Raw genomic sequence first — 12,458 nt, 5'->3', positions numbered from 1 at the left:
GAGGCGCGGGGGGTCGCTTACTGTGAGCCTCGTGCGCACGGCTCGAATCGCCTCGGCTCTCCTGATGGGGGTGGCCGTCCTCGCGTATTCCGGCTGGGTGCTGGAGTTCTTCCTGCCCACGGGCGTTTCGCCGGTGCACGACCCGGTCGACGCGCTGCTGGCCGGCCCGCCGGTGTTCCGGGTCCTGCTCGCCGTGTCGGGGGTCGCGTTCGTGCTGGCCGGGCCGCCGCTGCACCGGCTGGGGCCGGTCCAGTGGTCGGCGCGGCTCAGCTCGATCTCGGTGAGCGCCTTCGGCCTGGTCGTGCTGCTCCAGGCCGCCTACCCCGAGCGCAGCCACCTGATCTCGTCGCTGCTCAGCGTCGTCCTCACGGTCGGGGTGATCAGCCTCGCGCTGTGGTGGCCGCCGGGCTGGCGGGCGCTCGCCGTCGCCGGTCTCGTGCTGGTGATGGCGACCTGGCTGGCCGTCGTGCTCGCCCGGCAGCTGGACACCGCCGAGGGCGTCTTCACGCGGCTCCAGCTGGTGGTGCGCGCGGTGCTGTTCGGCATGGGCGGCGCGTACGCGTTCATCAAGCCGGCCCCCCGTCACGCGCATCGGGGCGGCTGAGCGGATTCGCGCCCGAATTGTCGGTGCCGGATGGGACGATCACGGCAGTGTCCCTGGAGGAGAGGATCGACATGGCGGGAAACGTGCCCCCGGTGGCCGACGAGCGTGACGGGCTGCTGCGGTTCCTGGAGCAGCAGCGGTACGTGCTCAGGCTGGCCGCACACGGGCTGACGGACGAGCAGGCGAGACTCACGCCGACGAACAGCACGCTGTCGGTGGGCGGGCTGATCAAGCACGTCGCCAGCACCGAGGACGGCTGGCTCGACACCGTGCTGCAGCTGCCCCAGAAGCCGTTCGAGCAGAGCATGGCGGAGTACGCGTCGGCGTACCGGCTGGGCCCGGACGAGACCCTGGCGGGCGTCCTGGCCCGCTACGACGAGGTGGCGGCGCGGACGGCCGACGTCATCGCGCGGATCGACGACCTCGGCCGCCCGGTCCCGGTGCCCAAGGGCGTCCCGTGGTTCCCGCCGGACGTCGAGGCCTGGTCGGTCCGCTGGGTGCTGCTGCACCTGATCCAGGAAACGGCCCGCCACGCGGGCCACGCGGACATCATCCGCGAGCACATCGACGGCGGCACGGCCATGCCCCTGATGGCGGCCGCCGAGGGCTGGCCGGAGACCCCGTGGATCAAGCCCTGGACCCCGGAGTCCCAACCAGCCTGACCCGGCTTCGGTTCGCGGCCGCCCGCCGCGAGTCGACCCGCCAATCACGCGTGATGCCCTTCCAAGCACACGGGATGCCTCGCCAATCACGCGTGATGCCTGTCCAAGCACACCTCGGGGCTCAGAACAGCGTCTGCTCGTCGGCCAGCGCGCCCTCGATCACCAGCATCCGGCGCTTCGTCCCGACGCCACCCCGTGCCGAGAATCCGCCGTCCTTGCCGCCGGCCGCGAGGACCCGGTGGCACGGCACGATGATCGGGAACGGGTTGTGCCCCATGGCCTGCCCGACGGCCTGCGCCGAACCCGGCTGCCCGAGGCGGTGGGCGATGTCGCCGTAGGTCAGGGTCCGGCCGGGCGGGATCGTCCGCGCGATCTCGTACGCGCGGCGGTGGAACTCGGGCACCCCCGAAAGGTCCAGCTCGACCGAGGCCAGATCGGGACGCGCGCCGGCCAGCAGCGCGACGATCCCGTCGACGGCGGCGCGCACCGGCGGTGGCGGCGTCCCTTCGACGGCGTCCGGGAACCGCCGGACCAGCCAGGCGCGGGTGCGCGCGGCGCTGCCCTCGGGCAGCGACGTCCCGACGACGACGTCCCCGCGCCACGCGAGCCCGCACACGCCGATCGCCGTGTCGAACACCGTGAAGCCCGTTGTCATCCCGCCAGCCTACGACCGAAGAGGGGTACCGCCGCCGAGAATGATCGCTAAGTTCGGTTTGGGCGGATTCGGAGGAGGACGCGTGCGGCGGTTGATCCTGGTGACCACACTCTTGCTCGGCTTGATCGCCACCCCCGCGGCCGCGGATCCGCTGGTGCTGCCGCACGTCGTCGTCACGCACGCCGGCCCGGCGCACACGTGGTGGGCCGAGCGGGCGGTCGAACGGGCCGGCGGCACCGTCGTCGCGAGTTACCCGCAGATCGGCGTAGTCGTCGCGTACACGGCGAAGGACGACTTCGCTGCGAAGGTGCGACGCACACCCGGAATCGACGCCGTCGGCGCAACGCGCACCGCGAAGATCCCGAAGGAGTTCTTCGCGCCCCGCAAGGACGTCCGCTACACCGGTCCCGGCTCACCGAACTCCGGGCTGGTCCCGCCGGAGGGGACGGCTTGGGACGTCTCGGCCCTGCACCTCCCCGAAGCGCACGAAGTCACCGAAGGCAGCAAACGCACGGTCGTCGGCGTGCTCGACGTCGGCGTCGACGACACCCACCCCGAACTCACCGGCGCCTTCGACGCCAAGGACTCGGTCTCCTGCCTGTCGGGCTGGGCGGACCGGAGCCCCGGCGCCTGGCGGCCGACGCTCGACGGCCACGGCACGCACGTCGCGGGCACGATCGCCGCGGCCCGCAACGGAACCGGCGCCGTCGGGGTCGCGCCCGGCACGAGGATCGCCGCCGTGAAGCTGGCCGAGCTCGACGACACCGAGACCGCCGAAAGCATGGTCTGCGGATTCGTCTGGGCCGCCGAGCACGGCTTCGCCGTCACCAACAACAGCTACCGCTCGATCCCGTGGCGCTACAACTGCGACGACCAGCCCGACCAGGCCGCGGCGAAGCTCGCCGTCGGCCGGGCGGTCGCGTACGCCCAGCGCCGGAACGTCCTCGTGGTCGCGTCCGCCGGCAACGCCGGGATCAACCTCGACACGCGTTCGGTCGACCGCGAGAGCCCGGCGGACAGCACCCCGGTGGAGCGCCGGATCGACCCGACCTGCACCCGGCTGCCGCACGAGCTGCCCGGCGTCGTCGGCACCGGCGCGCTCGACGAGAAGCTGCTCAAGGCGAGCTTCTCCAACTACTCGGCGTCCCGGATCAGCGTCGCCGCGCCCGGCGCGCGCGTCTGGTCGACCTGGCCGAACGGCGAATACCGGTCGGCGAGCGGGACGTCGATGGCCGCGCCGCACGCGAGCGGCGTCGCCGCGTTGATCGCGAGCGAGCACCCGAACTGGGGTGCCGAGCGGATCAAGCGTGCCCTCTACGAGACGGCGACGCCGTTGCCGTGCCCCGACACCACTTGCCAGCCGACAACCGCAGGCACGACCTACTACGGCCACGGAATGGTCGATGCGGCGACCGCGGTCGGCGCGGGATGATGACGCGGTGCTCGATCACCTCGTCTACGCCGGACCGGACCTCGCCGACGCCGTCGCCCGCGTCACCGCCCTCACCGGGGTGACGCCCGCGCCCGGCGGCCGCCACGTCGGCCTCGGCACCGCCAACCACCTCGCCGACCTCGGCGCGGGCATGTACCTGGAGGTGATCGGCCCGGACCCGGACCAGCCCGAACCGGAAGGGCCGCGGCCGTTCGGCATCGACGAGCTGACCGAGCCCGCGCTGGTGGCGTGGGCGGTCCGCACGACCGACCTCGACGCGACGGTCGCGGCGGCCCGCGCCCACGGCTTCGACCCGGGCGACCCGATCGAGATGTCCCGCGAAACCGGCGACGGCGAAACCCTGCGCTGGCGGCTGACCCCGCCGAGCGCGCCCGGGGCGCTGACGCCGTTCCTCATCGACTGGGGCACCACCCCGCACCCCACGACGCGCGGCCTGCCGTCCCTGCCGCTGCTGATGGTGACCGGCACCCACCCGGACCCGGACTCGGTCCTCGCGGTGACGGACGCGCTGGGCCTGGAACTGCTGGTCCGCCGCGCCGACCGGGCCGGCCTGACCGCCGCCCTGCGGACGCCGGAAGGCCGTCAGGTCGCGTTGAGCTAGGCCTTGCCCTCGCGCCACAGGTTGGTCATCGGGAGCCGCCGGTCGCGGCCGAACGCCTTGAACGTGATCTTCGTGCCCGGCGGGTACTGGCGCCGCTTGTACTCGGCCTTGTCGACCATCCGCACCACGCGGTCGATGGTCTCCGGTTCGAACCCCGCCTCGACCAGGTCGGCGTAGCCGCGGTCGCCCTCGACGTAGTCGTCGAGGATGTCGTCGAGCAGCGCGTAGTCCGGGAGCGAGTCGGAGTCCATCTGGCCCGGCCGCAGCTCCGCCGACGGCGGCTTCGAAATCGAGTTCTCCGGGATCGGCGGGGTCTCGCCGCGCTGGGCCGCGATGTCGTTGCGCCAGCGGGCCAGCTGCCACACGTGCGTCTTGAAGACGTCCTTGATCGGGGCGAAGGCACCGACCGCGTCGCCGTAGATCGTGGAGTACCCGACGGCGAGCTCGGTCTTGTTGCCCGTGGCCAGTACCAGGTGACCGTCCAGGTTGGACAGTGCCATGAGGAGCATGCCGCGCGTCCGCGCCTGGATGTTCTCCTCCGCCAGGCCCGTCAGCGAAAGCTGCTCGACGTACACGCGGACCATGTCTTCGACCGGCTCGACCCGGTAGTGCGCCCCGATCCGCCGCGCCAGGTCGGCGGCGTCGTCCTTCGAGTGGCCGGACGAGTACTGCGACGGCATCGAGACGCCGTAGACGTTGTCGCCGCCCAGCGCGTCCGCGGCCAAAGCCGCGCACACCGCCGAGTCGATGCCGCCGGAGAACCCGAAGGTCACCGACGTGAAGCCGTTCTTGTGCACGTAGTCCCGCAGCCCGATCACGAGTGCCGACCACACCTCGGCCTCGTCCGACAGCGGTTCGCTGATGACCGGCTCGGCCGTCGGCTCGTACGCGGGCAGCGGCTCCTCGCTGAGCACGCGGCGCCGGACGTGCAGGCCCTCGAGCTCGCCGTCGCCGGCGTGCCCGCCCGCGGCGAGGTCCATGTCCAGCACGAGCAGGTGCTCGACGAACTGCGGCGCCCGCGCGACCACCGTGCCGTCCGCGGTGACGACCAGCGAGTCGCCGTCGAAGACGAGGTCGTCCTGGCCGCCGATCTGGTTGGTGTAGACGAGCGGCGCGCCCGCCTCGGCGGCGCGCCGGGCGATGAGCGGCAGCCGCTGCTCGTCCTTGGACCGCTCGTACGGCGACGCGTTCGGCGCCACGACGAGGTCGACCCCGGCCCGGCCGAGCGCCGAGATCGGGCCGCCGTCCTGCCAGATGTCCTCGCAGATGACCATGCCGATGTCGAGCCCGTGGAACCGGACGACGTCGAGCGTGGTGCCCGGCTTGAACCAGCGGTGCTCGTCGAACACGCCGTAGTTGGGCAGGTGGTGCTTGAACTGCCGCGCGACAACCTCGCCGCGGTAGAGCGCCGCCGCCGCGTCGCGCGGGCCGGCCTCGTCGAGGTCGAGGTAGCCGATGTAGGTCAGCACGTCGCCGCAGCCGGCTTCGTCCAGGCGGCGCGCCAGCGACTCGACGCCCTGCCGGGAGGCGGCGGCGAACGTCTTGCGCAGCGAAAGGTCCTCGACGGGGTAGCCGGTCAGGGACATCTCGGGGAAGACGACCACGTGAGCGCCGGCCTCGGCGGCCCGGCGGGTCCAGGAGACGTGCAGGTCGGCGTTGCCGTCGAGGTCGCCGACGGTGGGGTTGACCTGGGCGAGCGCGATGCGCAGTTGCGGCATGCCGCCATTCTGGCGCACGGCCACCCGCCCGGCCGAGCGAATGTGGGCGAAATGCCACGCTAGGTCGACGCGACCGCGTCCCGGTGCTTGAGCTTCGCCATCCGCCCGTCCCGGTGGTGCCAGACGATGCCCTCGAACTCCGGGTGCGCGAGCAGCCACGCCATCAGCCCGTCGAAGTCGCGCGGGACGCCGGCGAACTCCTGCGCCGTCGCGTGCGGGACCAGCCGGTGCGCGCCGAGCTGCTCCGGATCGCCGTTGACCTTCGGCCCGCACAGTTCGTAGGTGCCGGGCGCCGCGCCGAAAAGCCGCTCCTGCGCCTCTTCGAAGAACTTCGCGAACGCCGACTGCCCGACCGGCTCCCAGCCCACGGTCTTCCCGGTTTCGGGGTCGGTCTGCACGGCTTCGAACCCGTCCGGCGCGGTCTTGCCCGCCTTGACCTCGCGCCGCGCCCACCAGGTCCCGGACTCGTCGAGCCGGACGCACGTGCCGTCGTACTTGCGGGTGGGCACGCCCTCGCCGTCGAGCACCCACTGGCACGCGGGGTGCACTTCGCGCGTGACACGCCGAAGGTCTTCGGGGTCGCGCCGGAACAGCGTCGGGATCTTCCGCATGTCCCCATCCTCCCGGGCGCCACAACCGAAAAACCCCCGCCCGGCGAACCGGACGGGGGCTCCTCGCGAAGAAGGCTACTTCCGCTTGATCATGCTCCGGACCTTCTTGATGGTCTGCTCGAAGTCGGAGTCGAACGGGTTGTCGTGCACCAGGTAGGTCCACGTCGTGTTCGCCCGCCGCACGCCGGCGTCGCCGAGGTCGATGCCCTCGTCGGTCAGCTCCGCCTCTTCGAGGGTCTTCGCCGCCCGCGAGTTCGCCTCGCCGATGATCTTGTGGAACTCCGGGATCGCCGCGCGGTGGAACTCGTCGAGCGGCGTCTCCCGCGCCAGCGCCCGCAGGTGGATGCTCTCGCGGACGTCGGTCAGGTACGCCAGGTGGTCGGACCAGAGCTGGTCGATGTGGAACAGCAGCACCTCGCGGCACATCTGCTCCAGCTTCTCCTGGTCGTCGAGCTTCTCCTTCAGCTCGGCGAACTTCTCCGGGTGCGCCTTCTCCAGCTGCTCCGCCGCGTACCCGGTGCGAAGCACCTTGTCGCGGTGGGCCAGCAGGTCGCCGCGCTGCCGCTCGATCAGCCGCGTGTAGCGCCAGGTGTTGCGGTGGATCTCCAGGTCGACGCCCTCGGCGACGCGCTGGGCGTGGTTGAGCTGCCGCAGCGCCGCCGGGTCGGTGATCTCGCCGGTCTCTTCGTCGTCGGTGATGCCCTCGGGCACGTCCGGCGCGTTCGACAGCACGAGCTCGTCGTTGAGGCTGGCGAAGAAGATCGCGCTGCCCGGGTCGCCCTGGCGGCCGGAGCGGCCGCGCAGCTGCCCGTCGAGCCGGCTCGACGGGTACCGCGCGGTGCCGATGACGTGCAGGCCGCCGAGCTCGACGACCTCGTCGCGGTCGGCGCCGTCGGTGCCGCCCAGCCGGATGTCGGTACCGCGGCCCGCCATCTGCGTGGACACGGTGACCGCGCCCTTCTTGCCGGCCTCGGCGATGATCGCGGCCTCTTCGGCGTCGTTGCGCGCGTTGAGCACGACGCACTCGAGGTCGACCTTCGCGAGCTTCTCGGCCAGCTCTTCGGACTCGGCGACGTCCTGGGTGCCGACGAGGATCGGCCGCCCGGTCTCGTGCACCGTGCGGATCTCCTCCTCGATCGCCCGCAGCTTCTGCGACGGCGACGCGAAGATCCGGTCCTCGAGGTCCTCACGGATGTTCGGGGTGTTCGGCGGGATGACCGCGACCTCGAGCTCGTAGAACTCCCGCAGCTGCTCGGCGACGGCGACCGCGGTGCCGGTCATGCCCGCGACCTCGGGGTAGCGCGCGAGCAGCGCCTGGACGGTGATCGAGTCCAGGATCTCGCCGCGGTCGGTCGCGGTGACCTGCTCCTTGGCTTCGACGGCCGCCTGGAGGCCGTCCGGCCAGCGCTGCAGCTCGGCGACGCGGCCGCGGGCGGCGTTGATGAGCTGCACCTTGCCGTCGCGGACCAGGTAGTCGACGTCGCGGGTGAGCAGCGCGTGCGCGTGCAGCGCGACGTTCACCGCGGGCAGCCGGTCCGAGGCCGTCTCGCCGTAGAGGTCGTCGACCTCCAGGCCGAGCGACTTCGCGACGACGGACGCACCGGCGTCGGTCAGCCAGGCGTTGCGGCCTTCGCTGTCGGTCTCGTAGTGCAGACCCAGCCGCAGCCGCCGGACGACCTTCGCGACCTCTTCGTCGGCGTCGGTGTGGTCGATCGAGCCGGCCATCACCAGCGGGACGCGGGCCTCGTCGACCAGCACCGAGTCCGCCTCGTCGACGATCGCGACCTCGGGGGCGGGCTGGACCAGGTCGTCCACGTGGGTGACCAGCCGGTCGCGCAGGACGTCGAAGCCGATCTCGGCGACGGCGCCGTACGTGACGTCCTTGGCGTAGGCCTCGCGGCGCTCTTCGCGGGAGTGCGACGGCTCGACCCAGCCGACCGACACGCCGAGCAGGGCGTAGACCGGCCCCATCCACTCGGCGTCGCGTCGTGCCAGGTAGTCGTTGACCGTGACGACGTGAACGCGCTTTCCGCGCAGCGCGTACCCGGCCGCGGCCAGGGCGCCCGCGAGCGTCTTGCCCTCACCGGTCTCCATCTGCACGACGTGCTTGGTGAGCAGGCCCATCGTGCCCAGCACCTGCACGTCGAACGCGCGCTCGCCCAGTGCCCGCCGGGCGGCCTCGCGGCCCAGCGCGCACACCTCGATCAGCTGGTCGTCGCCGAACGCGGTGTCCTTCAGCGTCTCGCGAAGCTTGCCCGCCCGCTCGGTCAGCTCCTCGTCGGAGAGCTTCTCGAGCTCGGGTTCGAGCTTCTCGACCGCGGGCAGCAGTGCTTCGTAGCGGGTCAGCTCGACGCTGCCCGGCCGCTGGATGATCCGGCGGAGCCTCTTGCCCACCCGGCTGATCAGTGCTGCCACCCCTGGTCTCCCGTTCTCTCTCGCTCGACCGGCCTCCACCACCCAACGCGACGGTGGTGCGTTCGAGTTCCGCGGCCGGATGGGACGATCCAACCGTGTTCCCTCATCCCAGCGCCAGGTCCCGCGCCCGCCGGATCACCGCAATTGCGACATCCGTGCTGTTCGCGGCCTCGCTGACCGCGTGCACGTCCACCGGCAAGACCGCGCCGCCCGCGCCGACGACCGAATCGCACCCGCCGTCCGGGCCGGTGCCCGCCGGGCTGGAGCGGTTCTACGGCCAGAGCCTGAGCTGGGCCGACTGCGCACCTTACGCGACGTCGGAGGACGCGAGGTCGGCCTTCCAGGCGAAAGACGTCCAGTGCGCCCGGCTGACCGTGCCGCTGGACTACGCCAAGCCGGCGGGGGACACGGTCACGCTGGGCCTGCTCCGGCACAAGGCGTCGGACGAGGGCTCCCGCATCGGGTCGCTCGTGGTCAACCCGGGCGGCCCCGGCGCCTCCGGCATGGTCGCGGCGGCCGGGCTGGTCAAGCCCGTCACGAGCACCGGCCTGGGCAAACGCTTCGACCTGGTCGGGTTCGACCCGCGGGGGATCGGCGCGAGCCAGCCGGCCATCCACTGCCTCACCGACTCCGAGCGGGACGCCGACCGCGCCGACGACAGCGAGACCGACGGCTCGCCGCAGGGCGTGCTCAAGCAGGAAACGCAGGAGAAGGACTTCGCCGCGAAGTGCGCCCAGCGCACCGAGGACGGCACCGGGATGCTCGCCAACGTCGGCACGCGGGACGTCGTGAAGGACCTGGACGTCCTCCGCTCGGTGCTCGGCGACGAAAAGCTCACCTATCTGGGCTACTCCTACGGCACCCGGATCGGGTCGGCCTACGCCGAGGCGTTCCCGAAGAACGTGCGCGCGATGGTGCTCGACGGCGCCGTCGACCCGGAGCAGGACGCGGTCGAGTCCCTGGTCGCGCAGGGCCAGGGCTTCGGGACGGCGTTCACGAAGTTCGCCGAATCGTGTGCCACCCAGCAGGATTGCGCGCTCGGCTCGAACCCCGCCGGCGCGGTCAAGGCGTTCCAGGACCTGGTCCGGCCGCTGATCGACTTCCCGGTGGCGGTCGGCGACGGCCGCAAGCTCTCGTACGAGGACGCGACCACCGGCGTCATCCAGGCGCTCTACCAGGAGAGCCTCTGGGACACCCTGAACTCGGGCCTCAACGAGCTGAAGCAGCAGCGCGGCGCGACGCTGGAGAAGCTCGCCGACATCTACAACGAGCGCGACTCCGACGGCCGCTACGGCACCACGCAGGACGCCTTCACGGCGATCCGCTGCGTCGACGACCCGCGCGTCACCGACCCGAACGTCATCCTCAAGGCGCAGGAGGAGTACGTGAAGGTGGCGCCGTTCCTCGACGACGGCCGGCCGGCTTCGGCGGCCCGCGACGCCTGCGCGTTCTGGCCGGTGCCGAACACGTCCGAGCCGCACGTGCCGAACGTCGAAGGCCTGGCGAAGACGCTGGTCATCTCGACAACCAACGACCCGGCGACGCCGTACCAGGCCGGGGTCAACCTCGCGAGGGGCCTGAAGGGCGCCCTGCTCACCTTCGAGGGCACCCAGCACACGGTGTTCCTGCAGGGCGTGAAGTGCGTGGACCAGGCGGGCACGGACTACCTGCTCGACGGCACGGTCCCGCCGGACGGGACGCGGTGCTCGGGGCAGTAGCTAGGCCTGCTCGGTCAGCGACAGCTCGATCATCACCGGGCTGAGGTGGTCGTCGGCCGGCGGGATCTGCACCCACAGCCGCAGGAACCGCCGCGGCTCGGCGTCGGAGACCCACACCTTGACGTTGAGGTCGGCGTCGATCTGCGCGAGCACGCCGTGCGCCACCGCGGCCGGCACCCGGCCGCCGACGCGCAACGCGGCCGCGCCGTCGACGTTCTCGCGGCCTTCGGTCTCGGCGTCGGTCACCCCGTCGAGCAGCCGCTTCAGCCCGCCGGCCGGACCGAGGAACGCGCCGACCCGGTACGCCTCGGGCAGCGCGTCCTGGCCGTCGTGCACGGTGAACGGGAACTTGGTGTGCCCGCCGGTGGTGCTGTCGTCCTGGACGTCGGCCGTGCCGGTCGCGGAACCGCCGTCGCCGAGGGTCGCGTCGCCTTCGATCTGGCGGAGCGGGAAACCCGGCAGCACGCCGTTGACGCCGGCCGCGAAGTGCACGCTCCGCACCGAGGCGAAGGACGTCGCGGCCTCGCGGACCAGGTCGGCGCCCGCCGGGAAGGGACCTCGCGTATCGGGCGAGCCCGTGCAACCGGCCGTCAGGAGGAGCGCGAGCAGCAACGCGAGGCGGGGCATGGCGAAAGCCTACTGTTGGCCCAATCCTTTCGGCTGATGTCCTTCCGGCCACTTTCGACCGCACGCGCGGGCGATGAGACTGCTTGAGTGACCATTGAGACCCGTCCTGCCCCGAAGCTGCACCGCGCGTGGCTGATCGCCGGTGCCGCCTTCGTCGCGCTGCTCGCCTCCGCCGGCTTCCGCGCCGCTCCCGGCGTCCTCATCGACCCGCTGCACGAGGAGTTCGGCTGGTCCCGGGCCACGATCAGCTCCGCCGTCTCGGTGAACCTCGTGCTCTTCGGCCTCTTCGCGCCCTTCGCGGCCGCGTTGATGGAACGCTTCGGCATCCGCCGCGTCTCGGCGACGGCCCTGTTCGTCATCGCCCTCGGCGCGGGCGGGACCGTGTTCATGACCGCGAGCTGGCAGCTCGTGCTGTGCTGGGGCGTCCTGGTCGGCCTGGGCACGGGCTCGATGGCCATGGGCTTCGCCGCGATGGTCGCGGCCCGGTGGTTCGTCCGCAGCCGCGGCGTCGTCACCGGCGTCCTGACGGCGGCGGGGGCCACCGGTCAGCTGATCTTTCTCCCGGTCATCGCGAACCTCGCGGTCGGCTCCGGCTGGCGCACGGCGTCGCTGGTGATCGCGATCGCCGCGCTCGCCGTCGTCCCGGTGGTCCTGCTGGTGATCCGCGATCACCCCGCCGACGTCGGCACCACGGCCTACGGCGCACCCGCGGACGCCGAGATCGCCCGCCCGGTCGCGAAGACCGGCTCGGTCCGCCGCGCCCTCTCCGTGCTGGGCCAGGCCGCCCGGACGCGAACCTTCTGGCTGCTGGCCGTCGGCTTCGCGATCTGCGGCGCGACGACGAACGGCCTGGTCGGCACCCACTTCGTCCCGGCCGCGCACGACCACGGCATGCCGCAGACGACCGCGGCGAGCCTGCTGGCCCTGGTCGGCGTCTTCGACGTCGTCGGCACGATCTTCTCGGGCTGGCTCACCGACCGCGTCGACCCGCGGATCCTGCTCGGCGTCTACTACGCCCTGCGCGGGGTCTCGCTGGCGCTGCTGCCGCAGCTGTTCACCGACTCCGTCCAGCCGAGCATGTGGGCGTTCATCCTGTTCTACGGCCTCGACTGGGTGGCGACGGTCCCGCCGACGGTCGCGCTCTGCGTCCGGGCGTTCGGGGACGCCGGCCCGATCGTGTTCGGCTGGGTCTTCGCCTCCCACCAGCTGGGGGCCGCGTTCGCCGCCTCCGCCGCCGGCCTCGTCCGCGACCAGCTCGGGAACTACTCCCTGGCCTGGTACTCCGCCGCCGTCCTGGCCGTGATCGCGTCGGTCGCGTCACTGGCCATCACGCGGGCGAAGAAGCCCGTTCCGGTGCTCGCGACGTGACTCGCCCGATTGACTGGGTCACCCTC

General features: G+C 72.1%; 11 protein-coding genes. 6 read left to right on the top strand and 5 right to left on the bottom strand.

The window, feature by feature from the left end:
- Positions 1-31 precede the first annotated feature (31 nt).
- Positions 32-604 (top strand): hypothetical protein, encoded by a 573-nt coding sequence (locus ACH54P_RS23405; protein ID WP_489916099.1) that lies wholly within the window; start codon positions 32-34, stop codon positions 602-604.
- A gap of 71 nt (positions 605-675) precedes the next feature.
- The gene (locus tag ACH54P_RS23400) at positions 676-1,266 is read left to right on the top strand and encodes a DinB family protein (RefSeq protein WP_489916097.1); all 591 of its coding nucleotides are present in this window, start codon (positions 676-678) and stop codon (positions 1,264-1,266) included.
- 121 nt (positions 1,267-1,387) lie between these two features.
- Here ACH54P_RS23400 and ACH54P_RS23395 read toward each other — a convergent pair whose 3' ends face one another.
- Positions 1,388-1,921, bottom strand: coding sequence for a methylated-DNA--[protein]-cysteine S-methyltransferase (locus tag ACH54P_RS23395; protein ID WP_489916095.1), 534 nt, complete (start codon positions 1,919-1,921; stop codon positions 1,388-1,390).
- Between the two features lie 100 nt (positions 1,922-2,021).
- On the opposite strand from ACH54P_RS23395, the gene ACH54P_RS23390 reads away from it, so the two are divergent.
- On the top strand, positions 2,022-3,353 hold the full coding sequence (locus ACH54P_RS23390) for a S8 family peptidase (protein WP_489916093.1): 1,332 nt from the start codon (positions 2,022-2,024) through the stop codon (positions 3,351-3,353).
- A 7-nt stretch (positions 3,354-3,360) separates the two neighbouring features.
- Complete coding sequence (locus ACH54P_RS23385; protein WP_489916091.1) at positions 3,361-3,975, top strand: VOC family protein; 615 nt, start codon at positions 3,361-3,363, stop codon at positions 3,973-3,975.
- Here the strand turns inward: ACH54P_RS23385 and ACH54P_RS23380 are convergent.
- From ACH54P_RS23380 to secA2, 3 genes are all read right to left on the bottom strand, one after another.
- Positions 3,972-5,693, bottom strand: coding sequence for an NAD+ synthase (locus ACH54P_RS23380; protein ID WP_489916089.1), 1,722 nt, complete (start codon positions 5,691-5,693; stop codon positions 3,972-3,974). The genes ACH54P_RS23385 and ACH54P_RS23380 overlap by 4 nt on opposite strands.
- A 59-nt stretch (positions 5,694-5,752) precedes the next feature.
- Positions 5,753-6,304, bottom strand: coding sequence for an RNA ligase 1 family protein (locus tag ACH54P_RS23375; RefSeq protein WP_489916087.1), 552 nt, complete (start codon positions 6,302-6,304; stop codon positions 5,753-5,755).
- Positions 6,305-6,379: 75 nt separating this feature from the next.
- Positions 6,380-8,719 (bottom strand): accessory Sec system translocase SecA2, encoded by a 2,340-nt coding sequence (secA2, locus tag ACH54P_RS23370; RefSeq protein ID WP_489916085.1) that lies wholly within the window; start codon positions 8,717-8,719, stop codon positions 6,380-6,382.
- Positions 8,720-8,874: 155 nt separating this feature from the next.
- Between secA2 and ACH54P_RS23365 the strand changes: the two genes are divergently transcribed.
- Positions 8,875-10,437, top strand: coding sequence for an alpha/beta hydrolase (locus tag ACH54P_RS23365; protein WP_489916083.1), 1,563 nt, complete (start codon positions 8,875-8,877; stop codon positions 10,435-10,437).
- Here the strand turns inward: ACH54P_RS23365 and ACH54P_RS23360 are convergent, their stop codons facing one another.
- On the bottom strand, positions 10,438-11,064 hold the full coding sequence (locus tag ACH54P_RS23360) for an LppX_LprAFG lipoprotein (RefSeq protein WP_489916081.1): 627 nt from the start codon (positions 11,062-11,064) through the stop codon (positions 10,438-10,440). It lies immediately after the preceding gene.
- 87 nt (positions 11,065-11,151) lie between these two features.
- Here ACH54P_RS23360 and ACH54P_RS23355 point away from each other — a divergent pair, with 87 nt between their 5' ends.
- Positions 11,152-12,432, top strand: coding sequence for an MFS transporter (locus ACH54P_RS23355; protein WP_489916079.1), 1,281 nt, complete (start codon positions 11,152-11,154; stop codon positions 12,430-12,432).
- The last annotated feature ends 26 nt before the right edge of the window (positions 12,433-12,458 follow it).

The organism is Amycolatopsis sp. N2S4-7 (genome assembly GCF_058119595.1).
Note: the sequence above shows the minus strand (reverse complement) of the source record. Positions and strands in the feature narration are given on the sequence as shown.